We start from the raw sequence: 25804 nt of genomic DNA, 5'->3' as shown, positions 1-25804 counted from the left end.
GGAGTTTGCTGAACAAGCGCCTTTGCGCCCCTGTGTCCCCCGCGTGGGCCCCGCCGTGCTGCTACAGGTGAAACGGTTGAGACGCTGGGAGACGGCGCTTGGACGCTGACCTGCACGGATGCCTCTTCTCGAGGCGCCGTTTCTGGTTGGCGCTAGACCTCTACACCAGCGCTCGGGGGTTCGGGGATCCTCTCCGGCCGCCAAAGTCATTGCAGGTCAACGGCTTGATTTCCGCAGCTCTGGGTCGAGTTCGGGCGCTGGATCTGGAGGCGCAGTATCCCGAGAATGTCCGAGAGCAATTGCGCGCATGTCTGCCTGGCGGCAGGAGGCGAGTGTTAGCTGTGCGGGTCTCCCGTTGGGGTCTGCGAGTGACCCCGAAAACATCGTGACTGCGACGTCCAGAACTCGGTAATCATTGTCGACGATGGGCAGGAACCGCCATTTGTCGAATGTCGTCCACGGGTGCGACACAACGAATCCATCAGGTCACCGTGTTGCTCGCTGAGCGCAATGGTTGGTCTTGGCGTGATGCCAGTGTGCGTTTCATCCGAGTAGTGCACCTCGCCCCGAGTTGAGGAGGTTGCGGGTCGCCGGGGACTGACCCTAATTCGGGTCAGGTCGCCGTTCGGGTGTTCTCGGACGACTCGCATCCGCGGGTCAGCCAGTAGACCGTGCGGTCGAGGATGGGCAGGATGTCGGTGACCGCGATCTCCCCGGTTGCATACCGCCCGAGGAGTCCGTAGATGACGCTGGAGATGACGTCGGTGAAGTCTTCGACGAAGTCGGCGTCGACGCCGTCGAAGATCTCCCGGCCGGCCGGCGCTACCACGTCGAGGCCGAACCGAAAGAGCTTCTGTCCGTTGGGAGATGACCGCACTCGGTAGTAGGCCGCGAGCATCGCCGGGTGGCGTTCCCAGGGTTCGAAGATGGCGCGGAACAACTGCATCAAGGATTCGTAGAGCGACGCACCGGGAGCGGCGGTGGGCAGATCGGCGTAGCGGTTCTGCTGTGTCCAATACTCGAGCGCGCCGAGGATCAGGTCGTCGCGGGTGGGGTAGCGCTTGTAGATGGTCGCCAGGGACGTCTTCGCCCGCCGGGCGACCTCGCGGAGCTGAACGGCGTCGTAGCCCTCGGTTTCGAGGATGCCGACGACGACGTCGAGCAGCCGGTCGCCCTCGAGTTCTGTCGCTACGGCTTCGCTCATCCCTTGCCCTCCTGTGTGTAACGTGGTTACAGTACCGCCTGTAACTTGGTTACTGGGCAATGAAGCGAGGAGCAATGGGTTCACTGGACGGAAAAGTCGCCTTCATCACGGGCGCGGCGCGCGGGCAGGGCCGCAGCCATGCGGTCCGGCTGGCGAGCGAGGGTGCGAACATCATCGGGGTCGACATCTGCGCCGACATCGCGGCCAACGGCTATCCGATGGCCTCGCGTGACGAGCTCGACGAAACGGTGACGCTGGTCGAGGCGGCGGGCGGAAAGATGCTTGCCACCGTTGCCGATGTCCGGGACTTCTACGCGCTGAAGTCCGCAGTGGATGCTGGCGTGGAGCAGTTCGGCCGGCTGGACATCGTGTGCGCCAATGCCGGGATCGCACCGACGGCGTTCCGGGAGACCAGCATCGAGGAAGACCTCGACATGTGGACCGCCGTCATCGACGTCAACCTGGTCGGCTCCTTCCATACCGCCAAGGCGGCGATCCCGCATTTGATCGCCGGGGAGCGGGGCGGGGCGATCGTGTTCACCAGTTCGACTGCCGGGTTGAAGGGCTTCGGTGGTTCACAGGGCGGCGGCCTGGGGTATGCGGCGTCCAAGCACGGCATTGTCGGGCTGATGCGCACGCTGGCGAATGCCTTGGCGCCCTATAGTATTCGGGTGAACACCGTGCATCCGACGGCGGTCAACACCATGATGGCCACCAACCCGCAGATGACTGCGTTCTTGGAGGCCTACCCCGACGGGGGGCCGCACCTGCAGAATCCGATGCCGGTCGGCATGCTGGAACCGGAAGACATCAGCGCCGCGATCGCCTACCTGGTGTCCGACGCCGCCCAGTACGTCACCGGGGTCACGTTCCCCGTGGACGCCGGCTTCTGCAACAAGCTGTGACCGGCCGGGTCGAGGGCAAGAAGGTCCTTGTCACCGGGGCTGCCCGCGGGATGGGCCGCAGCCACGCCGTGCGGCTGGCCCAAGAGGGCGCCGACCTGATCCTCGTGGACATCTGCGAATCCCTACCCGTCATCGAATACCCTTTGGCCACAACCGAAGAACTGTCCGAGACTGCCCGGCTGGTTACCGAACAGGGGCGTCGTGCGGTCACCCACGTCGTCGATGTGCGCGACCTGGAGGCCTTGACCGCGGCGGTGGACGACGGGGTGGCCCAACTAGGGGGACTGGACGCCTCGGTGGCCAACGCCGGGGTGCTGACCGGCGGCACCTGGGACACCACCACCGCCGAGCAGTGGCGCACCGTCGTCGACGTCAACCTGATCGGCAGCTGGAACACCTGCCGGGCCGCCATCCCGCACCTGGTGGAACACGGCGGCAGCCTGGTCAACATCAGTTCGGCGGCCGGTGTCAAGGGTTCACCGCTGCACACGCCGTACACGGCGTCCAAACACGGAGTCGTCGGGATGAGCAAGGCGTTGGCCAATGAGCTTGCTGCGGTGAACATCCGGGTGAACACCGTGCACCCGACCGGGGTCCCGACCGGGATGCAGCCGACGACGTTGCACACCCTGCTGCACGAGACCCGGGCCGATCTGGGTCCCATCTTCCAGAACGCATTGCCCATTGTGATGGCCGAGGCCGTCGACATCAGCAATGCGGTGCTGTTCCTGATCTCCGATGAGGCCCGGTATGTCACCGGCCTGGAGTTCAAAGTCGATGCGGGAGTGACGATTCGATGACTGACCGTTTGGAGCGGGGCCGCCAGGCCTTTGCCGACATCATGACGGTGCCGGCCCCCGAAGACACCTCGCCGGCCACCGTGAACCTGCTGGACTTCGTGTTCGCCGAAGTGTGGCAGCGGCCCGGCCTGACCCGACGGGAGCGCCGGTTTGTCACGCTACCGTGTGTGGCGGCCGCCGATGCCGATCAACCCCTGCGCGACCACGTGTACGCCGCTCTCAACAGCGGCGACCTGTCGATCGTCGAAATGCAGGAAACCGTGCTGCATTTCGCCGTCTACGCGGGATGGCCGAAAGCGTCCTGGTTCAACATGGTCGTCGACGAACAGTGGGAGCGGGTCAACCGGGAACGTGGACTACCGGTGCCGGATGCCGTACCGCTGTTGCCGCTAACGACACCCAGTGACCCGGAGGCCCGCATCGCCGGCGGTGAACAGGCGTTCAAGGACGTCAACTGCCTGGAGTACGCGCCGACGCGGAACAACCCGTTCCACGGCGCCGGCATCCTGAATTTCGTGTTCGGCGAGATGTGGCAGCGGCCCGGCCTCGGCATGAAGGAACGGCGGCTGATCACCGTCGCCTGCGTTGCTTTCCAGGACGCCGCCTATCCGATCCTGAGCCACGTCTATGCCGCGCTGAAGAGTCGCGACGTGTCCTTCGACGAGATGGACGAACTGGCATTGCATTTCGCCGCACACTACGGCTGGCCGAAAGGTTCACACCTCAACCAGGTGATCGCCGAGCAGAAGCAGCGCGTGACCCAGGAATGGGCCGACGAGGCGGCCTCGTGACGCACGCCGTCGGGTTGCTCATCGGTGACGACCGGGTCACCGCGACATCGGTACATGAGCACGTCTACCCGGCGACCGGGGTCCCGAACGCGGTGGTCGCGTTGGCCGGTGCCGCCGAGATCGACCGCGCGGTCGCCGTCGCCGGGGAAGCGCAGCGGCAGTGGATGGCACTGTCGGTGGACCATCGCCGCGACGCGCTGATCCATCTCGCCGACGTCGTGCATGAACACCTGGCCGAACTGGCCGAACTCAACACCCGCGACTACGGGGTGCCGATCTCCTACGCCGGCAACGGGATTCTGCTGGAACAGTTCCTGCGCCACTTCGCCGGCTATGTCGACAAACCCCATGGGACCAGCACTCCGGTCAGCGGCAGCGCTGACCTCAACCTCATCGAACGCGAACCGTACGGGGTGGTCGGCGTCATCGCCCCGTGGAACGGAGCCCTCGTCGTCGCCGCGTCGTGTGTGGCGCCGGCGCTGGCCGCGGGAAACGCCGTGGTGTTCAAACCGTCGGAACTGGCACCCCTGGCCGCACTGCGGTTCGGGGAACTGTGCCTGGAAGCCGGCCTGCCGCCCGGGCTGGTGAATGTCGTGCCCGCCGCCGCCGAGGGGGGAGAGGCCCTGGTGCGTCATCCGGGGATCGGCAAGATCCACTTCACCGGCGGTGAGCACACCGCACGCACCGTCCTGCGGACGGCTGCCGAGAACCTCACCCCGGTGGTCACCGAACTCGGTGGCAAGTCGGCCAACATCGTCTTCGCCGACGCCGACCTCGACACCGCCGCCGTACATTCCGCGCACCAGGGCCCGCTGATGCAGTCCGGACAGAGCTGCGCGTGCGCCAGTCGCATCCTGGTCCACGGCAGCGTCTACGACGCCTTCACCCAGCGCTTCCTCGCCGTGATCGCCGCCGCACGCGTCGGCGACCCGCTGAACCCCGCCACCACCTTCGGGCCCGTCATCTCCAAGGCCGCGGCCGATCGTATCCTCGCTGCGGTCGACGGTGCCGTAGCAGACGGCGCCGGACAATTGCTCACCGGCGGTCACCGGATCGCCGAAGGTGAACTCGCACACGGCTATTACCTGGAACCGACGGTCTTCGGCGATGTCGACAACAGCTCGGTACTGGCGCAGACCGAGACCTTCGGCCCCGTCGTTTCCTTGATCCGGTTCAGCGATGACGCCGAGGCCGTGCGGATCGCCAACGACACTCGATATGGTCTGAATGCCTTCGTGCACACCCGCGACCTGACCCGCGCGCACACCGTCGCGCGTCAACTACAGGCCGGGTCGATCTGGATCAACCAGGGCAGCCGAATATCTCCGCAGGGACCTTACGGCGGTTACAAGCACAGCGGCGCCGGACGCACCGGCGGCCTGGAAGGGTTGCAGGAATTCCAGCAGGTCAAGAACATTCGGATCGGGCTGGCTTGAGTACAGGTGGTGACCATCTGGCACCGGCTGGCCGCACGGGAATTCCACCCCGAGTTGCGGCGGTACGCCCGCTACCTACCCCGTACGCTCGTCACGCCGCTGACGGTCACCGTCTTCCGCCGGCTTCCCCGCCGGGCGAAATGCCGGCCCGGAACCTCCGTGCACGTCCTGCCCTCGGGCATCGGTGTGCGCGTACACCGGCCACCGGAGCGGCGGCAGGATCGCGGTGGCGCGCTGCTGTGGATCCACGGCGGCGGTTACGTGCTCGGGAACGCGGCCATGGACGACACCCTGTGCCGCCGGATGGCAACCGAACTGGACATCCCGGTCTGTGCCGTCGACTACCGGTTGGCCCCAGAACACCCGTATCCGGCGGCACTGGACGACTGCTACGAGGCGTTGTGCTGGCTGGCCGCGCAACCCGGCGTCGACGGCTCCCGACTAGCAGTCGCCGGTGCGAGCGCGGGTGGTGGTCTGGCCGCGGCCGTGGCGCTGCGGGCGCGTGACCGGGGTGAGATCACTGTGGCCGCCCAGGTGCTTATCTATCCCATGCTCGACGACCGCTGCGCGAGTGGGGAGGACCCCGTGGCCGGGCTGCGCAGGCTGTGGAACGCCGCGAGCAGCACATTGGGGTGGCGCGCTTATCTCGGCGGGGTTGACCCCGTGACGGCGGTGCCGGCCCGGCGCGGTGACCTGTGCGGCCTCGCGCCGACGTGGATCGGTGTCGGCAACCTGGATGTGCTGCACGACGAGGCATGTGCCTACGCGGAGCGCCTACGCGAGGCCGGAGTCGAGTGTCACCTCGAAGTCGTCCCCGGCGGTTTCCACGGTTTCGACGCCGTCGCCCCGAAAACGCTTGTTGCCAACCAGTTCTTCGCCAGTCAGATGACCATGATTCGAACCCGTCTGAAGATCGGCGGTCCCGATGGCGATACCTAGTCCGGACCTCGCCCCTCGGGCTAGACTCTCGGGCTCATGCGACGAAAGCCGAACCCGCAGCAGCGACGACGTGAGTTGTGCGATGCGGCGATCCGGTTATTGGCCGATGACGGCCTCAAAGGGGTCAGCCACCTGAAAGTCGATCGGAAAGCGGGCGTACCCGACGGCAGCGCGTCGTTCTATTTCCGGACCCGTTCAGCGCTGTTGCATGCCGTGGCCGAACGCGTCGCCGACCTCGATCTGAAGGATTTGGCTGCCGCGACGGCCATACCCGAGGACTCGGGATCGAGCGCGTCGGGCCTGGCCACGCTGGTGGTGCGCTCGGGCACCGGGGTACGGCGCATCCGGGCCAAAGCCCGCAATGAACTTGCCCTCGAGGCCGCCCGCGATCCGGTGCTCGCGGAGAAACTGCGGGGCAACGACGACCGATTCTTCGGACTGATCCGGGAGGCGGTTGTGCGACTCCAGCCTGACGGCGCAGATGCCGCCGCCGTGGACGAGCAGACCTACGCGGTGATGATGTTCATCAGCGGCGTGATGCTGACCCGGTCCAGCGGTGAAACCGGGACGCGCACAGCCGAAGAGCTGGATGCGATCATCTCGGGCATCGTGGCCGGCGTCGGTGCGGTTGGGGATCAACCCCGGTCTCGTCCTGACCAACGCTGACTACCGCGGCCTTGCCATATCGCTCTACATAAGTAGAGTGTTAGGCACGTCACCTCTAGCATGCCGAGGTGCTCGCGGCCATCGGGCCGGCCAGGCGGGAAGGAATGTCAGGGATGACGACTGTGCACAGCGAGACCGGGGTGTTGGCCGGTGATGAGCGGATGTTGATCGATGGGGTGTTGGAGCACACCGGTGGTGGTGCGACGTTTGAGGTGGTGCATCCGGCGACCGAGGAGGTGGCCGGTGTGGCCGCCGACGGCTCGGTGGAGGACATGGCCCGGGCGGTGGGTGCGGCGCGGCGTGCGTTCGACACCACCGACTGGTCGATGGATGTGGAGTTCCGGTTTCACTGTTTGATGCAGTTGCATGCGGCGTTGGAGCGCAACGCCGAGCGGTTGCGGCGGATCCTGATCACCGAGGTGGGGTGTCCGGTCAGCGTCACCGGTTCGCAGATCGAGTCGCCGATCCATGAGGTCAAGCACTGGGCCGAGTACGGCCGCGACTTCGCCTACACGGTGGACACCGGGCTGCATGACACGCCGCTGGGGCCGGCGCGGCGGTTGTCGCATTTCGAGCCGCTCGGTGTGGTGGGGGCGATCACGCCGTGGAATGTGCCGTTCTACCTGAACATCGCCGAGACGGTGCCGGCGTTGATGGCGGGCAACACGGTGGTGCTCAAGCCGGCGCAGTTGACGCCGTGGTCGGGCAGCGAGTTGGGCCGGATCGTGGCCGAGGAGACCGACATCCCGGCCGGGGTGTTCAACGTGGTGACCTCGAACGCCAACGAGGTGGGTGCGGCGCTGAGCGCGGATCCGCGGGTGGACATGATCACCTTCACCGGGTCGACAGCCACGGGCCGGGCGATCCTGGCCGCCGGTGCGCCGACGGTGAAGAAGACCCTGTTGGAGCTCGGTGGCAAGTCGGCGCACATCGTGCTCGACGATGCCGATTTCTCGAGTTCGTTGCCGTTGGCGGCCATGATGGCGTGTGTGATGTCGGGGCAGTCGTGCATTCTGCCGTCGCGGATTCTGTTGCCGCGCAGCCGCTATGACGAGGGTCTGGAGATCCTGAAGACGTCGATGGAGAACTTCCCGGTCGGTGATCCGTGGACGCCGGGGATCATGCAGGGCCCGCAGATCAGTGAGGGCCAGCGGCAGAAGGTGCTCGGGTTGATCCAGAGCGGGATCGAGTCGGGGGCGCGGCTGGTCACCGGTGGCGGCATCCCGGAGAGCCTGCCGGTGGGCTATTACACGCAGGCGACGTTGTTGGCCGACGTGGATCCGGATTCGCAGATCGCGCAGGAGGAGATCTTCGGGCCGGTGCTGACCGTCACGCCGTACGAGGGTGACGACGAGGCGGTGGCGATCGCCAACAACACCATTTATGGCCTGTCCGGCGAAGTTTCGAGCGTGGACGTCGATCGGGCGCTGCGCGTTGCCCAACGGATGCGGACGGGCAACGTGAGCATCAACGCCAAGAGTCACTTCGGCATCGACAGCCCGTTCGGCGGCACTGGTCAGTCCGGCCTGGGCTACCGCAACGGCGACCTCGGCTATCAGGAGTACCTGCACATCAAAACCATCGGCCTACCCGAATGAGCGAGCTCGATCTTGCGGGTCGCCGGGTCCTGGTCACCGGCGCCGGTCAGGGCGTCGGCCGCGGCTTGGCGGACGCCTTCGCCGCCGCGGGAGCCGAAATCCTGGTCAACGATCTGCGTGCCGAACGCGCCCAGGCGGTGGTCGATGAGATTCGCGCCGGTGGTGCGGCGGCGCAGGCGGTTCCGTTCGACGTCACCGATTACGCCGCCGTCACCGCCGCGATCAGCGCGGCGGGCCCGGTCGATGTCCTGGTCAACAACGCCGGGAATGCGGGTGCCGAGGGGTTCGCGAACCGGGCGAAGTTCGCCGACACAGAGCCGGGCGACTGGGAGGCGTTCCTTCGGGTGAACCTGTACGGCGTCCTGCATTGCACCCGTGCGGTGCTGCCGGGGATGGTTGCCAACCAGTGGGGCCGCATTCTGACGATCGTGTCGGATGCCGGCCGTACGGGGGACCCTGGCGGTGCGGTGTACGGGGCGGCGAAGGCCGGAGCGGCCGGCCTGACCCGGTCGGTGGCGCTGGAGAACGGCCGCTACAACGTCACCGCCAACAACATCTCGCTGGGCACCATGCGCACCCCGCTGACCGAGGCGCTGTGGGCCGAGCACGCCGATTCTCCGCAGGCCAAGGCGATCCTGGCGAACTACGCCATTCGCCGCCCGGGATCACCCGATGACGTCGCCCAGTTGGCGCTCACATTGGCCAGTGAGCACGGCGCCTGGATCACCGGGCAGACGATCTGTGTCAACGGCGGCTACTCGATGGCCCTGTAGGAAAGCGGCGCTGATGCAGCTACGGGAGTGGATCGAAGGTCGCTGCGGCGAATTCGGTTCTGACCGTGCACCGGCGGTGCTGGCGACCGGCGGCAGTGCCGACAGGTTGGTCCGGTTGTGTTGGGAGGCGCCGCCGGCAGGTCCGCCGGTATTGACGGTGCGGGCGGACACGGTGGCCGACGCGGTGTGGTCGGCCGGCGGCTTGATCTGCGACGGTGCGCTCAGTGGGTGGGAGGTTGTGGTGCAAACCGCGGACCGGTCGAGTCCGTGCGCCCTGCGCATCCTGGGAGCCGCTGTGATGCTCCCCGATCCGGACGACGACTGTTGGACACCGCTGCCGTCGGGAAGAGATGACAGCGAACTACGCCATGTCCCGAGTGCCGCGGCAATGGCATTCAAGGCTCGGGCAACCGAGCTGGTTCACCCCGGCGGCTGTGCGCCGGGCGTGGAGACATTCCGTGTGATCGCCGAGTTGCCCTAGGGCAGCTGGGTTTTGACTTCTTCGATTAGCCACTGGCTGTAATCGAGGTATTCCTCCACGCCGCTCAATGGCGGAAGCGGCACTGCGCTGACGGTGACGCCCTGTTCGGTCAGCCAGCCGAGTTTGTCGACGATCTCCGCGGCGCTCATCCCCGGGCGGGCGTGCGGATCATCCTGGACCGCGTGTCCCTCGCCGACCCGGTTGGTGCCCAGTCCGTGGACCACGTCGAAGTCGCGGCCGTTGTAGCCCGGCTGCGATTTGATGAACGCGACGCGCTCGGCGATCTTCTCCGGCGGGGTCAGGAAGGACCACCATCCGGTGGCGTACTTCGCGGCGCGTTGCAGGGCGGCGTCGGCGTCGCCGCCGATCCAGATCGGAAGATGCGGCTTTTGAACGGGTTTGGGTTCGAACGCGACATCGTCGAACGAAATGTACTTTCCCTGGAACTGTGGCGACTCGGCGGTCCACAACTCGACGATCGCGGCGAGGTACTCGTCGGCGATGCGGCCGCGTTCCCGGAACGGCACGCCGAGGAGATCGAACTCGCGCTCGAGCCAACCGACCCCGAAGGTGACCATCATCCGGCCGCTACTGAGCCAATCCGCCGTCGCCAAGGCCTTGGCCAGGACGATCGGGTTCTGCAACGGCAGCACCGTGATACAGGAATTCAACAGGATCCGCTCGGTCGCGCCGGCCAGGTAGGCCTGTGCGACCGTCGAATGGAAGTAATGCGGCCCGGACAGTTCGACATGCTCGGACGGAATGATGAAATGCTCCGGCACCGCGACCATGTCGTATCCGAGCGCATCGGCGTGCTTGACCATCCGCGTCTGATCTGCGCCGGTGACCTGCGCCTCCCACGGCTGCATGGTGGCCTTGAGTCGCAGCATGTGTGGCAGGTTGAAGAGCAGTCTCATGTCGGGATCTTCTCCTCAGCGGTAGTGCAGGTGCGCAGTTACTCACTACGAATATAGAGTAATAACGGCAGCGCCGAGCAAGAACGGCACCCCGTATCCCACTGTCTTGCAGGAGCTCCCGCGCCAACTCCTGGAACTCGGTTCGACTTAGAGCTGAACGTAGACGCTCTTGTTCTTCATGAATGATTCGACGCCGTCGCGGCCCCATTCGTAGCCCCAGCCGGATTGTTTCCAGCCGCCGAAGGGCATCGAGTGGTCGAACACCATCTGGCAGTTGACGGTAACTGTTCCGGATTCCAGGCGCTTGGCCAACCGGTGGGCCCGGCCGACGTCCTTGGTCCACACCGTTGCCGCCAGACCGTAGTCGGAGTCGTTCGCCAGAGCGACGACTTGGTCGTCGTCGTCGAACGGCAGGATCGGGACGACGGGCCCGAAGATCTCCTGCTGGTACAGGCGCATCGTGGGATCCACATCGGTCAGTACCGTCGGATGCACGAAGTAGCCCTTGCGATCGAGGCGGTGCCCCCCGGTCACCAGCTCGACGCCGTCGCGCTTGCCTTCGTCGATGAACCCCAGCACGCGGGTCAGCTGCTTCTGGCTGATCAGCGGTCCGATCAGCGCCTCCTCGGCCGGACCGCCCAGCGTGACCGTGTTGGCCAGGTTCGCGACACCTTCGAGGACGCGCTCATAGACGTTGCGGTGGGCGAAGATTCGCGATCCGCAGATGCAGCCCTGGCCGGAGTGGATGAAGATCCCCATCGCGGCCATCAGGATGGCGGTGTCGAGGTCGGCGTCGTCGTAGATCAACACGGGCGACTTGCCGCCGAGTTCGAGTGTGACGCGTTTGAGGTTGCCGCTGGCGGCCTGCACGATGCGTTTGCCGACTTCGGTGGAGCCGGTGAAGGCGACCTTCTCGATGCCGGGGTGTTCGCTGATCGCGGCGCCGGCGGTGTGTCCGTAGCCGGTTACCAGGTTCACCACGCCGTCGGGGACTCCCGCCTGGGTGAGGAGTTTGTCGATCACGATCGCTGAAAGCGGGGTTTCCTCGGCGGGTTTCACGACGCTGCTGCAGCCGGCGGCGAGTGCGGGCGCCAGCTTGGTGCAGGCGTTGAACACCGGTCCGTTCCACGGGAAGATCAGCCCCACCACCCCGTACGGTTGTTTGAGGGTGTAGCCGTGCATGTTCGAGTCGACGCCGGTGATCCCACCGGTCTGCTGCACATCGTGGGCGATGCCGTTGAGCTTGGTGCACCAGCCGGCGTAGTAGCGGAAGATCTCCGCGCTCGTTCCCATGATCGCCCGGGCCTGCATCAGCGGCATGCCGGTGTTGCGGGAATCGATGTCGGCCAGCTCGTCGGCGTGCTCGTCGATCAGGTCGGCAATACGTCCGAGCACCTTCGCCCGTTCCGATCCCGGTTTCTGGTGCCACACACCGGATTCGAAGCTGGCCCGGGCCCGGGCGACAGCGTCATCGACCGCCGCCGCGCCGCCATCGGTGAATTCACCGATCTGCTCCTCGCTGACCGGGTCGATGATCGGGATCATGTCGCCGGTGCCGGGCCGCTGACGGAGCTCGTCGAGGACAGCCTGAAACGCCATGTAGGACAACCTTTCGGTCTTGAGAGAGTCGGGCTGAGCTACCGAGCCCGGTCGAACTCGATGTGCAGTTCGGTCAGGCCGCGCAGCAGGAAGGTGGGTTCGTAGGCGTAGTTGCGGTGACCGGTCGGGCCGTGGAAATCCGCGTCGATGCGGATCTCGCTCATCCGGTCGAGCAGGCGGCGGACGGTGATCTGTCCCTCGACGCGGGCCAGGGGTGCGCCGGCGCAGGTGTGGATGCCGCGGCCGAAGGCGATGTGCTCGCGAACGTTTTTGCGGTCGGGCCGGAATTCGTGCGGGTTCTCGAACTTGCGCGGGTCGCGGTTGGCCGCGCCCAGGCACAGCATCACGATGGTGCCGGCCGGCAGATGCACCCCGCCGAGTTCGGTCGTGTGCCGGACCAGTCGGAAATCGACCTTCGTCGGCGCGTGCATCCGCAGCGCTTCCTCGATGAACGTCGGTATGCCATCAGGGTTTTCGCGCAGCCGCTGCTGATAATCGGGGTTATCGCCGAGCACCTGCACAGAGGCCGACAGCAGTTTGGTGACGGTTTCCTGCCCAGCGGCGAACAGGAACGTCGCGGGCTTGACGAGTTCGGAGAGGTCCGGGGTCGACCCGTCCGGGTAGAGCGCGGACGCCATGCCCGAGAGCACGTCGTCGCGCGGTTCGGCGCGGCGGGCTGCGAGATAGCCAGCGAACCGGTCGTCGAGATACTTCAAGGGATCCAGGCCGACTGCCTCACCGTCGAGGGCGCCGACCCGGTTGCCTTCCGGGCGTTCGGCGCCCAGGGCGGCGAGGAACTCGGGGCGATCCTCTTCTGGCACGCCGAGCAGGTCGATGATCGCCGAAGTGGCAAAGGGTTTGGCGTACTCGGACAGGAACTCGCATTTCCCGTTGTCGATGAACTGGTCGATCTGCTGATCGACCAGCTGCCACATGAAGTCCTCGTTCTCCTTCAGGCGCCGCGGGGTCAGTAGCTTGCTCAACAGTGAACGCGCCTTCTCATGAGCGGGCGGGTCCATGACGACCATGTGCTCGTGGATCGGGAACAGATGGCGGTGTGCCTCGATCTGTGCGCTGATGTCATCACCCTCGGGGGTGAACGGCAGCGGCGGGAACGGCCCACCGATCGCGTTGACCGCCGAGAAGGTCTCATGATCCTTGAACGCTGCCATCACCTCCTGGTAGCCGGTGACCGCGACGACGCCCTGATGCGGCTCCCGGAACACCGGGTTCTGCTCACGCAGGGCATCGAAGTACGCGTAGGGATCCTGCGCGAGTGCCGGATCGGAGAAGAAGTCGACGAAGGCGAGGTCGGTCATGGACGGGCTGTCCTTTCATGGAAGAAACCGGCGGGAGGGAGGGGCTGAGTCTCAGGTCTCGACGATGCTGATGGCACCGCGTGGGCAGGCATCGATGGCCGCGTGGACCAGATCCCACTGCTCCGCCGACGGCTGCTGGACGCAGGTCGCGACGTCATCGTCGCCCAGATCGAACAACTCCGGGGCTGACTCGAGGCACAGCGCGTGCCCTTCGCACAGGTGCGGATCGACGACCACGCGCCGGGAAACGCTCACCGCTCGCCCACCTCTACTGATCGACTGACCAAATTGCTAGAATGCTGCATGTCTACCATCCGGCGGGATTGCCGGTCAAGCAACCAGCCGACGGGGGAATGCTGAATGGCGGTACCGCGCAAGGCCCGTAGCACCGACGGCGGTGCACGCACCCGATTGATCGAGGCCACCGCCAAACTTATGCTCGATGAGGGTTATGCCGCGGCCACCTCGCGGCGGATCGCCGCCGAAGCCGGCGTCAAGCAGGCCCTGGTCTACTACTACTTCCCGTCGATGGACGATCTGTTCGTCGAAGTGCTCCGCTCCGGCGCCGAGGTTTCGCTGGCCCGGATGCGGGATGCGCTCAACGCCGACGATCCGTTGCTCACGCTGTGGACGATGAATTCCGATGACCGGCTGACAGTCCTGAATACCGAGTTCATGGCACTGGCCAATCACCGCAAGGCGATTCGCGCGGAACTGAAGACCTACGCCGAACGGGTCCGTGATATCGAGACTGCCGCCGTCGCGGTCGCGCTGCGCGCCCGGGGAATCGACACCAAACTCTATCCACCCATCGCGATCTCGATGCTCATCGCCCAAACCGGCCGCAGCCTGTGCAACGAGGACGCCGTCGGCGTCACTCTGGGGCACGCCGAACTGCGCGAGTTCGTCGAACGACAACTCCAGCTGCTCACACAACACCAGTTCGATCACGCCAACCCCGCCACCTGACCCAAGCTCTGCCTCAGCCGGATTGGGCTCCCGCTATTGACAGCTGGCCCATCACCTGCCATCGTTCCTGATCGATCGACAAAGTTGATCGACACGAATGACGCACCGTCCGAGCTGCCGTTCGGGCGATCCGAGAATCGAGGTATTCCGTGAGTGGACGCGTAGCAGGCAAGGTTGCCTTCGTCACCGGCGCCGCCCGAGGGCAGGGGCGGAGCCACGCGGTCCGGCTGGCCGAGGAAGGCGCCGACATCATCGCGGTCGACATCTGCGGCCCCATCACCCCGGACAGCCAGATCGCGCCGTCCAATCCCGACGACCTCGCCCAGACCGTGGACCTGGTCAAGAACCTCGGCCGCCGGATCGTCACCGCCCAGGTCGACGTCCGCGATTACGACACGCTCAAGGCGGCACTCGACAACGGCGTCGAGCAACTCGGGCGACTCGACATCGTCGTCGCCAACGCCGGCATCGGCAACGGCGGCGAAACGCTGGACAAGACCAGCGAATCCGACTGGGACGACATGATCGGCGTCAACCTCTCCGGCGTCTGGAAGACCGTCAAAGCCGCTGTGCCACATCTGATCGCCGGTGGAAACGGCGGATCGATCATCATGACCAGCTCGGTCGGCGGTCTGAAGCCCTACCCCAACACCGGTCACTACATCGCCGCCAAGCACGGCGTGATCGGCCTGATGCGCACCTTCGCCGTCGAACTCGGCCAGCATTTCATCCGCGTCAACGCGGTTTGCCCCACCAACGTGAACACTCCGATGTTCATGAACGAGGGCACCATGAAACTGTTCCGTCCGGACCTGGAGAACCCGGGCCCGGATGATCTCGCAGTGGCGGCTCAGTTCATGCACACCCTGCCCATCGGCTGGGTCGAACCGGTCGACATCAGCAACGCCGTGCTGTTCCTGGCCTCCGACGAATCCCGCTACATCACCGGCTTGCCCGTCACCGTCGACGCCGGCAGCATGCTCAAGTAACGGTCCGAAACGGCGCATCGTTCTGCCCGCCACGCGGCGCACGACATCGTTAGGCGTTCTCGGCGGTTGTTCCGGCGTCCGTAGCCGTTGCCTCCGGTGACTAGTCTGGGGATTATCGGCGTAAACAGGGCTGACCAAGAACAAAACGGAGGAGTCCTGGAAGGATGCCGACGTCCTGTTCGCGCCTTCGCCCGTGCTTGAAGGTTGACACCACCCCGACCGGCGGTTCAACCCTTCCGCACCCTGGCCGAAGCGTGGCATTTATGTTACGCTTTCGGTTGTCTGTCGCACGGCCGAAAGAGAGGTGATCCCCATGAACGACGTGTTCAGCACGTTGCTTGAGATCGAGGGTAACGACCCCGAGTTCGCCCGTGCGTACGCCGCCGAGTCGGCCCGGATCGAGGCGATCGATTCGATCATCAACGCGCTCGACGAGGCGCGAGGGACGGAAAAGCTCAGTAAGGCGGCACTGGCTCGAGCGATCGGCGCTGACCCGAGCACCGTGCGGCGACTGCTGTCGTCGGAGTCGGTGAACCCCACGCTCAGCACCATCGCCGAGGTCGCAGCAGCGCTAGGCATGAAGGTGACACTCACGCCGATGTCGGAGGACGAGCGCACCCGTATCACCGCACCCATGCGGGCCTGCGCCTAGTTCACTCCCTTCGCGGCGCGGATGTCGTCGTCGGTGGCGAGCGACCTCGGTTTGCGCCGCAGGTACTCGTCTCCCAGCGCCCGCACCTCGGCGTAACGCTTATCGGACAGGGTCGTGCGGTACGGCTTTGCTGCACCGTCGGTCACCGTAAGCAACGGCAAGGTTGTCCTCGCTCCGTCGTAGTCGAGAAGGCAGAACAGCCGGTAGTGCCACTTGCCGTTCGGCGTTTTTGAGGTGACACGCGCCTCGAAATAGCCGGTCATGTCTGCGTGCAACGCCTCCCATTGCCCACCTCCGGCAAACCGCTTCGGCGGCGCCTTCGCCACGGCGGCCAAGGTCGCGAGCAGGCGTGCCCGAACGTTCGAGGGGAATCCCAACAGCGCATCCAAACCGGGCGAGCTCTGCGTCGCGTCGTCGTCGCGGTGCCGCTTGAAGAACGCCACCGTGTGCGTGGCATCCGACGACAGGGGCTCCACCGTCGGCGCGGCTTCCCGAGGCGGTTTGTGGCGACTCACCGTTTCATCTCATCACCTGCCGACGACACCCCTATGTACGGCCGAGACGTCGGCCAGTCTGCTGCCGGCGGTCAGCGGAAGCCACCCGATTCGTTCGCCCATATCTATGTCCGCGGCGGCCCCCCGACGTAATCGGTAGGGCAGTGGCATAAGGGCCGTGGTGCGCCACACAATGAGGCATGCGGAACGGGACAGCAGTCGACCACGGATTGCCGCGTTCCGTGTCGGGGGAGTGCGTATGGAACTCGTCATCGTGCCGACGCAGGCTCGACCGCACCCGCGCGAACAAGTTGGGGTATGCACAAATCGGTGGCCGGTTTGCTGGCGTCCTGGAGTTTGCTGACGTCGCGTCCGGCCGAAGTGCCCCAGGAGCCCACATCCGCCAAGCCAGTGGGTTCCCAGTGGGCTCCGACACGCTGCAACAGGGGGTGATGACAGAGACTCTATGGGACGTGGAAAGTGGCTTGACCTGCTCGAATGAGACGGGGTGAGACGCCATTCCACGGTTTCCGGATGTTTTACACACCAGCGGTCGGCGGTTCGATACCGTCCGCGCCCACCAGTTGTTTGACACCGCGGCAGACCGTCAATGCGGTGAGCATGACAACCTCTCCGACACCGGACGAACCCACTCCACCGTCGCCGCCCGTTCCACCTGACCGGGCACCGACCGGCCAATGGGGAGTGTCGCCGTCGACCAGCCCGCAGCTGACACCATCTGGCCGCTCCGCCAAGCCGCCCGGCGTACGCGCGACGCTGTGGGCGGCACTGCTGGTGCTGATCGGTGTCATCGCCCTGCTGATCGTGCTCTCGGCCTAAAGCGCTGCCCGGAGCTCTGCGGAGCGCTCAGTGCGACATGGGTGGCTCATCTTCTTTCAATGGCGCGCTGCTCTCCATGCTGTCGCAAATCGTGGTGCCCTCGCGGCGGGTGCGCACCAGCCGCGCCATCCGCAGTTTCACCGGGTGTTGTGACGCCGATGGCGCCGGCTTGCCGACGTGCTCGGCGAGTTCGTTGACCGACATCTCCCGGCTCGTCCCAGCGGCCGATGGGGCGGTCGGTAATGTCCAGCGGGCAAGTTTTCAGCGCTCTAGCGGAGGTAACTCGATGTCGACGCAGTCACTGCGCCAGCCCATTCACTCCGGGCATCTCACCGTGGGCGCCCTCAAGCGCAACAGGGACAAGCCGGTGCTGTTCCTCGGTGACACCACCTTGACCGGGGGTCAGCTCGCCGAGCGCATCAGCCAATACATCCAGGCGTTCGAGGAACTCGGAGCTGACGCGACCGGGCTGTTGTCGCTGAACCGTCCCGAGGTGCTGATGATCATCGGCGCCGGGCAGATCCGGGGATACCGGCGCACGGCCCTGCACCCGCTGGGGTCGCTGGACGACCACGCCTACGTGCTGGCCGACGCCGAGGTCAGCACGCTGATCATCGACCCCACACCGGCCTTCGTGGAGCGCGCCCTCGGCCTGCTGGAGAAGGTGCCGACGTTGCGCCAGGTGCTGACCATCGGGCCGGTGCCCGCGGAGCTGGAGGGCAAGGCCGTCGATCTCGCCGCGGAGGCGGCCAAGTACGACCCGCAGCCCCTAGCGGCCTCCGACCTTGCCCCCGACCACATCGGCGGTCTCACCTACACCGGCGGGACCACCGGTAAGCCCAAGGGCGTCATCGGCACCGTGTCGTCCATCACCGCGATGACCACCACGCAGCTCGCCGAGTGGGAATGGCCGGAGCACCCCAAGTTCTTGATGTGCACCCCGCTTTCGCACGCCGGCGCGGCGTTCTTCGTGCCGACGATCATCAAGGGCGGCCAATTGGTGGTGCTGACCAAATTCGACCCGGCCGAGGTGCTGCGGGTGATCGAGGAGCAGAAGATCACCGCCACCATGCTGGTGCCGTCGATGATCTACGCGCTGATGGATCACCCGGACTCGCACACCCGCGACCTGTCGTCACTCGAGACGGTGTACTACGGCGCCTCGGCGATGAACCCGGTCCGGCTGCAGGAGGCCATCGACCGGTTCGGGCCGATCTTCGCCCAGTACTACGGCCAGTCCGAGGCGCCGATGGTGATCACCTACCTGGCCAAGGGGGACCACGACCAGAAGCGGCTCACCTCCTGCGGGCGCCCCACCCTGTTCGCCCGGGTCGCGCTGCTGGACGACGACGGCAACCCGGTGCCCCAGGGTGAGGTCGGCGAGATCTGCGTGTCCGGGCCCCTGCTGTCCGGCGGCTATTGGAAGCTTCCGGAGGCCACCGCCGAAACCTTCAGGGACGGCTGGATGCACACCGGCGACCTGGCCCGCGAGGATGAAGACGGCTTCTACTTCATCGTCGACCGCACCAAGGACATGATCGTCACTGGCGGTTTCAATGTGTTCCCCCGCGAGGTCGAGGACGTTATCGCCGAGCACCCGTCGGTGGCCCAGGTGTGCGTGATCGGCACCCCCGACGAGAAGTGGGGTGAGGCCGTAACCGCGGTGGTGGTGCTGCGTCCGGGTGCGGCCAGCGATGCCGATGCGGTAGCCACGATGACCGCCGAGATCCAGTCCGCGGTCAAGGAACGTAAGGGTTCGGTCCAGTCGCCCAAGCAGGTGATCGTCGCAGAATCGGTGCCGGTGACGGCGTTGGGCAAGCCGGACAAGAAGGCGGTGCGCGCCCAGTTCTGGTCCGGCGCGGACCGTTCCGTCGGCTGAGGTTCAGCGCAGCGCTGCGGCCAGCTGCCGCCACTGCTCCCGCGGGAAGGCCCGCGGGTCCGCATCCAGCAGCTGGACGCAGACGTGGTCGGCCCCGGCGGCCTGGTGCTCGGCGACCCGGCTGAGCACGGACTCCGGGGATCCCCAGGCGATGATCGCGTCGAAAAGCCGATCGCTGACGCCGGCGATGTCGTCCTCGGAGAAGCCGGACCGCAGCAGGTTGTTGGCGTAGTTGGGCAGCGCCAAATAGGAGCTCAGCCACTTGGTGCCGATCGCGCGTGCCTCGTCGCGGCTGGCGCACAGGATCGCGGTCTGCTCGGGCAGCAGCAACGGCCCGTCGCCCAGCTGCTCGCGGGCGAACCGGGTGTGCTCGGGGGTGGTCAGGTAGGGGTGGGCGCCGCGGCTACGGGCGCCGGCCAAGTCGAGCATTTTGGGGCCCAGTGCCGCGAGCACCCGCGACTCGACCGGCACCGGCGCGTCGGCGGCGTCGAGCCCGTCGAGAAACTCGCTCATGGCGCGCAGCGGGCGGCGGTAGCGCCCCGGATCGCCGGCGTCGATCAGCGGGGCGTGGCTGACCCCGATGCCGAGCAGGAACCGATCACCGTGTGCCGCGGTCAGCGCAGCGTAGGACGCCGCGACGTCGGCCGGGCTATGCATCCACAGGTTTAGGATGCCGGTGGCGATGATTGCGTTGCGGGTGGCCGCCAGCAGGTTGGCCACCGCGTCGAACACCGGACCGCCGACGTCGGGTATCCACAGCACCCCGAAACCCAGTTCCTCTAATTCGGCGGCCGCCTCGGCGGCCTCGCCCTGATCGCCGTAGCGCAGCGGCGCACTCCAGATCCCGACACCGGAAATGTTCACCATGGCCCCAGGATGGCACAGCGCGGTCGGAGGCCTACCGGCGCCGGCCGTATCGGTCGGCGAGCTTCTGCTCGACGGTCATCGGCGGCGCGGGCTCGTCCTCGCCCGCCTCGGGTTGTGTCGCGGCGCGCTCCGCCCGGCGTGCCCGCAGCTCGGCGAACGCGAAGTACCCCAGACCTATTGGCGCCAGGATTCCGAACGCGATCCACTGAATGCCGTAGGACAGGAACGGGCCGGCATCCCGGCGCGGCAGCGCGATCACACCCAAGCCACCGGGCTGGTCTTCGACAAGCTGCAGGTAGGACCCGGTCAGCTCGACGCCGGTCACCTCCGCGACCTGTTCGGTGTTGATCGAGTACACCTGGCGAAACCCGTTCTCGGTGAACGGGTTCTTGCCCGGTATGGCGCCCTGGGAGTCGCGCAGCCGCGCGGTGATGGTGACCTCGGCGGCAGGCGGTGCCGCAATGTCCGGTAGCCGCGAACCGCCGTCGTCGGTGCGCACGAAGCCGCGATTCACCAACACGGTCGGCCCGCCTTTGACCGTGAACGGTGCCAGTACCTCCACCGCGGGCACTCCGTCGATAGACCGCAACCGCACCAGCACCTGCTTGTCGGCCAGATAGTGCCCGGTGGCGGTCACCGGCCGCCACTGCTCGTCCGGCGCAAACGAATCCTGGTGCGGCAGCAGCGTGCTCACCGGCACGGGCTCGGCGGTCAGTGCGTGTTCGAGTTGGCTGTTCGCGCGAGAGGTGGTGGTGTTCTTGCCCAGTTGCCACGGCGCCAGCACGGTGAAACACAGGTAGGCGAAGCCCAGCACCACCGCCGCCAGAGCCAGCCAGCTCGGGCGCAACAGGAAGGCCAGGCGGCGCATCAGCCGCTCTCGCCCAACGCCAGCTGCCCGTCGACCCAGGCGTGCAGGCCCGGCAGGGCTGCCGCGATGACGGTGAACGCCTGCACGAAGTCGTCATGACCGCCGTAGTAGGGGTCGTCGACGTCGGGCACGGCGGCTCCTGAACGTGGGTCGAAGGACCGCAGCATCCGGATCCGCTCGGCCGGAATACCCAGCCCCCGCAGCAGCCCGACATGGTTGCGTCCCAGCGCCACCACCAGGTCCGCGGCCTCATGCTCGGGTCCGACCTGGGCGGCACGGTGCTCCACCGGATAGCCGTTGTCGCGCAGCACCCGGTTGGTGCGCTCGTCGGCGCCCTTGCCCACGTGCCAGTCCGCCGTCCCGGCGCTGGTCACCCGCACGGTGCCGCCCAGTCCACGCTGCGCGAGCTGGTGGGCGAACATCTTCTCGGCCATCGGCGAGCGGCAGATGTTGCCGGTGCAGACGAACGTGACATGCAGCATCGGCTCAGACACCGAGTACCTCCCGTAGTTCGGTGACGGTCTGCACGCGGGCGAGGGGACCGTCGGGGGAATCCAGACCGGCATCGGCGGTCTCGGCATAGTCGGTCTGGCCGTAGCCCCAGCCGACCAGCACCGTGTCGATACCGTGCGCGGCCGCACCGTCGACATCGTGGCGCCGATCGCCCACCATCAGCACCCGCGCGGGCAGCGGCGCCAGCTGAGCCAGCGCGTGGGCCACCACGTCGGACTTCGCGGCCCGGGAGCCGTCGACACTGGCGCCGGCGACCACCTCGAAATAGCCGTCGAGCCCGAAATGCGCGAGGATCTTGCGCGCGGTCGGCTCCACCTTGGAGGTGGCCACGGCCAGCCGAACCCCGGCGGCCCGCAGGTCGCGCAGCAGCGCGGCGATGCCGTCGAACATGGTGTTCATCTGCCATCCGCGGCTGGTGTAGTCGGCGCGGTAGGCGGCGACCGCGGCTTCGGTGTGCTCGCCGAGGCCCATCGCGGCCAGCGTGTGGTGCATCGGCGGCCCGACCAGCCGCGCAGCCAGATCCCCCTCGGGAATCGGCGCACCGATGTGCTCCAGCGCGTGCCGGAAGCTGGCGACGATCCCGGCCGCGGAGTCGGTCAAGGTGCCGTCGAGGTCGAAGATGACCAATTCGGCGGCGGCGGTGCTCGTGCGCGTCACGGTCCCATTGTCCCCGACGTGCGCGGAGAGCTCGCCGGGTGGCGCACTACTGTCTTGCAGTGTGACCGCGCGGTTGGCTGACGTCATTGACGTACTGGATGCGGCCTACCCGCCCGGGCTGGCCCACTCCTGGGACTCGGTCGGGCTGGTCTGCGGTGACCCCGGCGACCCGGTGAGTTCGGTGACGATCGCGGTCGACGCCACCTCGGCGGTGGTCGACGAGGTGCCCGACGGCGGTCTGCTGCTGGCCCACCATCCGCTGCTGCTGCGCGGGGTGGACACCGTGGCGGCCAGCACCCCCAAGGGCTCGCTGATCCACCGGTTGATCCGGACCGGTCGGGCGCTGTTCACCGCTCACACCAATGCCGACGCCGCCGCGCCCGGGGTCTCCGACGCGCTGGCAGCGGCACTCGGGCTGACGGTGGAGTCCGTGCTCGACCCGGCCGCCGGCAAACCCGACACCGACAAATGGGTGATCTACACCCCCGCAGAGCACGCCGAGGCGGTCCGGGCCGCGGTGTTCGCGGCCGGCGCGGGTCATATCGGTGACTACGCGCAGTGCAGTTGGAGTGTGCCGGGCACCGGCCAGTTCCTGCCCGGCGACGGCGCGACGCCGTCGATCGGACGAGTGGGTGAGGTCGAGCGCGTTCCCGAGGACCGGATCGAAGTGGTGGCGCCGGCGCGGGCCCGTGGGGCGATTCACGCGGCGCTGCTGGCTGCCCATCCCTACGAAGAACCGGCGTTCGACATCTTTACGGTGCAGCCGCTGCCCGCCGGAGTCGGGATCGGCCGGGTGGGTAGCCTGGCGACCCCGGAGCCGTTGAGCGCGTTCGTCGCCCGCGTCGCTGCGGGGCTGCCGGCCACCTCCTGGGGTGTGCGCGCCTCGGGAGACCCTGACTTGCGGGTCTCGCGGGTGGCGGTCTGCGGCGGCGCCGGCGATTCCCTGCTCGATGCGGCGGCCGCCGCCGACGCTCAGGTGTACGTCACCGCCGACCTGCGTCACCATCCGGCTGACGAGCATTCCCGACGGTCTGCGATGGCGCTGGTCGACGTGGCCCACTGGGCCAGTGAATACCCGTGGTGCGGGCAGGCGGCCGATATACTCCGCTCCCATTTCGGTGCGACGCTGCCGGTGCGTGTCAGCACGCTGCGCACCGACCCCTGGAATCTCGCGCATGAAGGAGACCGGTCATGAAGGCTGCTGTAGCTCAACAACGTTCGTTGCTGGAATTGTTGGAGCTGGATGCCGAGCTGGCCCGGAACGCGCACCGCGCCAAGAATCTTCCCGAGCAGCAGGACCGCGAGCGTCTCCAGGCCGAGCACACCGCGGCCGCCGACCGGCTAGCCGCGCTGGAGTTGGCCCTGGAGGACTTGGACGCCCAAGCCGGTCGTTTCGAGTCGGAGATCGACGCGGTGCGCCAGCGCGAGGACCGCGACCGCGCCCTGCTGGACTCCGGGCAGGCCAGCCCCAAGCAGGTGGTCGACCTGCAGCATGAGCTCGAGACACTGCAGAAGCGCCAGTCCAGCTTGGAGGACTCGCTGCTGGAGTTGATGGAGCAGCGTGAGCAACTGCAGACCCAGACGAACGCGGAAGCGGCCGTGATCGAAGGCCTGGCCGCTGATCTGGCCCGGTTACAGGAGGCGGTGGACACCGCGCTGGCCGAGATCGAGACCACCAGTGGGCAGCGCGCGGCCACCCGCGACGAGTTGGCCGCCACGATTGACGCCGAGTTGTTGGCACTCTATGAACGGCAGCGGGCGTCCGGTGGGGTCGGTGCCGGACCGTTGCGCGGGGGACAGTGCGGCGCCTGCCGGATCGAGATCGACCGCGGTGAGCTGGCCCGGATCTCCGCAGCGGCCCCCGAGGAGGTGTTGCGGTGCCCCGAGTGCAGCGCGATCCTGCTGCGGGTCAAAGACTTCGGTTAGCGCGCTGGCCGGTGAAGGTGGGGGGATGAAAGTCGTAGTTGAAGCCGACGGTGGATCGCGCGGGAATCCGGGCCCGGCCGGCTACGGGGCGGTGGTGTGGTCGGCCGATCGCTCCTCGCTGCTCGCCGAGGCCAACGAGTCCATCGGTGTTGCCACCAACAACGTTGCCGAATACCGGGGCCTGGTCGCGGGGTTGACCGAGGCGGCCCGGCTGGGCGCCGCCGAGGTCGGGGTGTTCATGGACTCCAAGCTGGTGGTCGAACAGATGGCCGGCCGGTGGAAGGTCAAAAATCCGGACCTGATCACGCTGCATCGGCAGGCCCGCGAGCTGGCGTCGAAGTTCGACCATGTCCGCTACACCTGGATTCCGCGGGAGAAGAACTCCCATGCTGACCGGCTGGCCAACGAGGCCATGGATGCCGCTGCCGGAATCGACAGCCCGGCACCGAAGCCGGTGGCGACGGCGCCCGCGCCTGCCCCGACAGCTCCCGGCTGGACCGGCGCGACGGGCACCGCGACTCGGCTGCTGTTGCTGCGGCACGGGCAGACCGAACTGTCGGTGAATCGGCGCTACTCCGGACGCGGCAACCCGCCGCTGACCGACACCGGCCGGCAACAGGCCGATGCGGCCGCGCGCTACCTGGCCCGGCACGGCGGCATCGCCGCGGTCATCAGCTCGCCGCTGCAACGCTGCCGCGACACCGCCGAGGCGGCGGCGCGACTGCTGCGGTTGGACGTGACCATCGATGAGGACCTGACCGAAACCGACTTCGGTGCCTGGGAGGGGCTGACCTTCGCCGAGGCCGCCGAACGCGACCCCGAACTGCACCGGCGCTGGCTCAAGGACACCGCTACCCAGCCCCCCGGCGGGGAGAGCTTCGACGCCGTACAGCAGCGGGTGCAGGCCGCGCGCGACCGAATCGTCGCCGACCATGCCGGCACCACCGTGCTGGTGGTGTCACACGTGACACCGATCAAGACGGTGCTGCGTCTGGCGCTCGATGCCGGCCCAGCGATCTTGTACCGGCTGCACCTGGACCTGGCATCGCTGAGCATCGCCGAGTTCTTTCGTGACGGGCCCGCGTCGGTGCGGCTGGTGAATCAGACGGCCTACCTGTAGCCGCCGGCCCGCCCGTCAGCCGTGCAGGTGCACGCGCTCGCCGTGGGTTCCGAAGATCACGATGGCCTCGGCTGGACCGTCGACGGCGCCGAACCAATGCGGTGTCCAGGTCGAGAATTCGACCGCCTCACCGGGTCCGATCAGGAAATCGTCGTCGCCCAGCACCAACCGGATGCGACCGGACAACATGTACAGCCACTCGTGGCCTTCGTGCACCGGCAATTCGGTGGGCCGTCGGCGGCGCATGCCGACCCGGATCTTGAAGGCGTGCAGACCCCCGGCCGGGCCGTGCCGGGTCAGCGGCCAATAGGTGATGCCGTTGTGGCTGTGCGAGGTACCACGCACTCGCGGGTCCTGGTGTTGCGGCGCGCGCAGCAACTCGTCGGTGCTGACCGACAGTGCCTCGGCCAGCCGGGGCAGATGGTCCAATGCCAGGCGTCGCTTGCCCGATTCCAGCCTGCTCAATGTCGAGACGTCGATACCGGCGCGCGTCGCCACGTCCTCGAGGGTCAGCCCCTGCTGGGTACGTAGCTCACGCAATCGACGCCGCACCCGTAGATCGACGCCGCTTTCCTCAGCATTTGCCTGCATAGCAAATTAGC

General features: G+C 66.9%; 28 protein-coding genes and 1 pseudogene. 17 read left to right on the top strand and 12 right to left on the bottom strand.

The features are described 5' to 3' along the window. Positions 1-613 precede the first annotated feature (613 nt). Positions 614-1204 carry a TetR family transcriptional regulator gene (locus LI94_RS00195; RefSeq protein WP_024440577.1) on the bottom strand — a complete coding sequence of 197 codons (591 nt, stop codon included), beginning with the start codon at positions 1202-1204 and terminating at the stop codon, positions 614-616. 74 nt (positions 1205-1278) lie between these two features. Between LI94_RS00195 and LI94_RS00190 the strand changes: the two genes are divergently transcribed. The 9 genes from LI94_RS00190 to LI94_RS00150 all read left to right on the top strand — a co-directional run bounded on the left by LI94_RS00190 (position 1279) and on the right by LI94_RS00150 (position 9593). Beyond that, positions 1279-2109, top strand: a complete 831-nt coding sequence (locus LI94_RS00190) for a mycofactocin-coupled SDR family oxidoreductase (protein ID WP_024440576.1) — start codon at positions 1279-1281, stop codon at positions 2107-2109. Next, on the top strand, positions 2106-2909 hold the full coding sequence (locus LI94_RS00185) for a mycofactocin-coupled SDR family oxidoreductase (RefSeq protein ID WP_024440575.1): 804 nt from the start codon (positions 2106-2108) through the stop codon (positions 2907-2909). The genes LI94_RS00190 and LI94_RS00185 overlap by 4 nt, the downstream gene beginning before the upstream one ends. Next, entirely contained in the window at positions 2906-3700 is a 795-nt protein-coding gene (locus tag LI94_RS00180) for a carboxymuconolactone decarboxylase family protein (RefSeq protein ID WP_024440574.1), read from the top strand. The genes LI94_RS00185 and LI94_RS00180 overlap by 4 nt, the downstream gene beginning before the upstream one ends. After that, complete coding sequence (locus LI94_RS00175) at positions 3676-5136, top strand: aldehyde dehydrogenase family protein (RefSeq protein WP_046299916.1); 1461 nt, start codon at positions 3676-3678, stop codon at positions 5134-5136. Before LI94_RS00180 ends, LI94_RS00175 begins: the two co-directional genes overlap by 25 nt. A 9-nt stretch (positions 5137-5145) precedes the next feature. Next, positions 5146-6075, top strand: coding sequence for an alpha/beta hydrolase (locus LI94_RS00170; RefSeq protein ID WP_036457121.1), 930 nt, complete (start codon positions 5146-5148; stop codon positions 6073-6075). A gap of 36 nt (positions 6076-6111) precedes the next feature. Continuing rightward, positions 6112-6741: a TetR family transcriptional regulator gene (locus tag LI94_RS00165; protein WP_024440571.1), complete on the top strand. Its 630-nt coding sequence runs from the start codon at positions 6112-6114 to the stop codon at positions 6739-6741. Positions 6742-6854: 113 nt separating this feature from the next. Beyond that, positions 6855-8339 carry an aldehyde dehydrogenase family protein gene (locus LI94_RS00160; protein WP_024440570.1) on the top strand — a complete coding sequence of 495 codons (1485 nt, stop codon included), beginning with the start codon at positions 6855-6857 and terminating at the stop codon, positions 8337-8339. Next, positions 8336-9112 (top strand): SDR family oxidoreductase, encoded by a 777-nt coding sequence (locus LI94_RS00155; protein ID WP_024440569.1) that lies wholly within the window; start codon positions 8336-8338, stop codon positions 9110-9112. The genes LI94_RS00160 and LI94_RS00155 overlap by 4 nt, the downstream gene beginning before the upstream one ends. Positions 9113-9125: 13 nt before the next feature. Further along, on the top strand, positions 9126-9593 hold the full coding sequence (locus LI94_RS00150) for a hypothetical protein (protein ID WP_024440568.1): 468 nt from the start codon (positions 9126-9128) through the stop codon (positions 9591-9593). Here the strand turns inward: LI94_RS00150 and LI94_RS00145 are convergent. From LI94_RS00145 to LI94_RS00130, 4 genes are all read right to left on the bottom strand, one after another. Beyond that, positions 9590-10510, bottom strand: coding sequence for a TIGR03619 family F420-dependent LLM class oxidoreductase (locus LI94_RS00145; RefSeq protein WP_024440567.1), 921 nt, complete (start codon positions 10508-10510; stop codon positions 9590-9592). The genes LI94_RS00150 and LI94_RS00145 overlap by 4 nt on opposite strands. A gap of 147 nt (positions 10511-10657) precedes the next feature. Then, positions 10658-12109 (bottom strand): aldehyde dehydrogenase family protein, encoded by a 1452-nt coding sequence (locus LI94_RS00140; RefSeq protein WP_024440566.1) that lies wholly within the window; start codon positions 12107-12109, stop codon positions 10658-10660. 38 nt (positions 12110-12147) lie between these two features. After that, positions 12148-13428: a cytochrome P450 gene (locus LI94_RS00135; RefSeq protein ID WP_024440565.1), complete on the bottom strand. Its 1281-nt coding sequence runs from the start codon at positions 13426-13428 to the stop codon at positions 12148-12150. A gap of 51 nt (positions 13429-13479) precedes the next feature. Next, on the bottom strand, positions 13480-13683 hold the full coding sequence (locus LI94_RS00130; RefSeq protein WP_024440564.1) for a ferredoxin: 204 nt from the start codon (positions 13681-13683) through the stop codon (positions 13480-13482). Between the two features lie 105 nt (positions 13684-13788). Here LI94_RS00130 and LI94_RS00125 point away from each other — a divergent pair, with 105 nt between their 5' ends. The 3 genes from LI94_RS00125 to LI94_RS00115 all read left to right on the top strand — a co-directional run bounded on the left by LI94_RS00125 (position 13789) and on the right by LI94_RS00115 (position 16038). After that, complete coding sequence (locus LI94_RS00125; protein ID WP_024440563.1) at positions 13789-14397, top strand: TetR/AcrR family transcriptional regulator; 609 nt, start codon at positions 13789-13791, stop codon at positions 14395-14397. A gap of 149 nt (positions 14398-14546) precedes the next feature. After that, the gene (locus LI94_RS00120) at positions 14547-15386 is read left to right on the top strand and encodes a mycofactocin-coupled SDR family oxidoreductase (RefSeq protein ID WP_024440562.1); all 840 of its coding nucleotides are present in this window, start codon (positions 14547-14549) and stop codon (positions 15384-15386) included. Between the two features lie 313 nt (positions 15387-15699). Continuing rightward, positions 15700-16038, top strand: coding sequence for a helix-turn-helix transcriptional regulator (locus tag LI94_RS00115; RefSeq protein WP_024440561.1), 339 nt, complete (start codon positions 15700-15702; stop codon positions 16036-16038). On the opposite strand, the gene LI94_RS00110 is transcribed toward LI94_RS00115, so the two are convergent. Next, the gene (locus LI94_RS00110) at positions 16035-16553 is read right to left on the bottom strand and encodes a hypothetical protein (RefSeq protein WP_239651112.1); all 519 of its coding nucleotides are present in this window, start codon (positions 16551-16553) and stop codon (positions 16035-16037) included. The two genes, LI94_RS00115 and LI94_RS00110, sit on opposite strands and share 4 nt — an antisense overlap. A 600-nt stretch (positions 16554-17153) precedes the next feature. On the opposite strand from LI94_RS00110, the gene LI94_RS22935 reads away from it, so the two are divergent. Further along, entirely contained in the window at positions 17154-17372 is a 219-nt protein-coding gene (locus tag LI94_RS22935; protein WP_152664711.1) for a hypothetical protein, read from the top strand. Positions 17373-17441: 69 nt separating this feature from the next. On the opposite strand, the pseudogene LI94_RS00105 reads toward LI94_RS22935, so the two are convergent. Then, a pseudogene (locus LI94_RS00105) lies at positions 17442-17582 on the bottom strand (ArsR family transcriptional regulator); the annotation flags it as partial. Positions 17583-17658: 76 nt separating this feature from the next. Here LI94_RS00105 and fadD8 point away from each other — a divergent pair. Then, a complete protein-coding gene (gene fadD8, locus LI94_RS00100; protein ID WP_046299915.1) occupies positions 17659-19251 on the top strand; it encodes a fatty-acid--CoA ligase FadD8 in 1593 nt (530 codons plus the stop codon). 3 nt (positions 19252-19254) lie between these two features. Here the strand turns inward: fadD8 and LI94_RS00095 are convergent, their stop codons facing one another. The 4 genes from LI94_RS00095 to LI94_RS00080 are packed head-to-tail and all read right to left on the bottom strand — an operon-like array spanning position 19255 to position 22156. Next, the gene (locus LI94_RS00095; protein ID WP_024440558.1) at positions 19255-20115 is read right to left on the bottom strand and encodes an LLM class F420-dependent oxidoreductase; all 861 of its coding nucleotides are present in this window, start codon (positions 20113-20115) and stop codon (positions 19255-19257) included. A gap of 34 nt (positions 20116-20149) precedes the next feature. Then, positions 20150-20986, bottom strand: a complete 837-nt coding sequence (locus LI94_RS00090; RefSeq protein WP_046299914.1) for an SURF1 family protein — start codon at positions 20984-20986, stop codon at positions 20150-20152. Further along, positions 20986-21480 (bottom strand): low molecular weight protein-tyrosine-phosphatase, encoded by a 495-nt coding sequence (locus tag LI94_RS00085; protein WP_024440556.1) that lies wholly within the window; start codon positions 21478-21480, stop codon positions 20986-20988. Before LI94_RS00085 ends, LI94_RS00090 begins: the two co-directional genes overlap by 1 nt. Then, positions 21473-22156 carry an HAD-IA family hydrolase gene (locus LI94_RS00080; RefSeq protein WP_024440555.1) on the bottom strand — a complete coding sequence of 228 codons (684 nt, stop codon included), beginning with the start codon at positions 22154-22156 and terminating at the stop codon, positions 21473-21475. The genes LI94_RS00085 and LI94_RS00080 overlap by 8 nt, the downstream gene beginning before the upstream one ends. A gap of 61 nt (positions 22157-22217) precedes the next feature. Here LI94_RS00080 and LI94_RS00075 point away from each other — a divergent pair, with 61 nt between their 5' ends. From LI94_RS00075 to LI94_RS00065, 3 genes are read left to right on the top strand one after another with little or no spacing between them, the layout of a single operon-like run. Then, on the top strand, positions 22218-23351 hold the full coding sequence (locus LI94_RS00075; RefSeq protein WP_046299913.1) for a Nif3-like dinuclear metal center hexameric protein: 1134 nt from the start codon (positions 22218-22220) through the stop codon (positions 23349-23351). Continuing rightward, the gene (locus tag LI94_RS00070; RefSeq protein ID WP_046299912.1) at positions 23348-24082 is read left to right on the top strand and encodes a C4-type zinc ribbon domain-containing protein; all 735 of its coding nucleotides are present in this window, start codon (positions 23348-23350) and stop codon (positions 24080-24082) included. The genes LI94_RS00075 and LI94_RS00070 overlap by 4 nt, the downstream gene beginning before the upstream one ends. 25 nt (positions 24083-24107) lie before the next feature. After that, positions 24108-25202, top strand: a complete 1095-nt coding sequence (locus LI94_RS00065; protein ID WP_046299911.1) for a bifunctional RNase H/acid phosphatase — start codon at positions 24108-24110, stop codon at positions 25200-25202. Positions 25203-25217: 15 nt separating this feature from the next. On the opposite strand, the gene LI94_RS00060 is transcribed toward LI94_RS00065, so the two are convergent. Beyond that, the gene (locus tag LI94_RS00060; protein WP_046299910.1) at positions 25218-25793 is read right to left on the bottom strand and encodes an XRE family transcriptional regulator; all 576 of its coding nucleotides are present in this window, start codon (positions 25791-25793) and stop codon (positions 25218-25220) included. Between the last annotated feature and the right edge of the window lie 11 nt (positions 25794-25804).

Origin of the sequence: Mycobacterium sp. UM_Kg27, assembly GCF_000972905.1 — a bacterium.
GTDB lineage: Bacteria > Actinomycetota > Actinomycetes > Mycobacteriales > Mycobacteriaceae > Mycobacterium.
The sequence above is the reverse complement of the archived record's forward strand: the minus strand, read 5'-3'. Positions and strand labels throughout refer to the sequence as shown.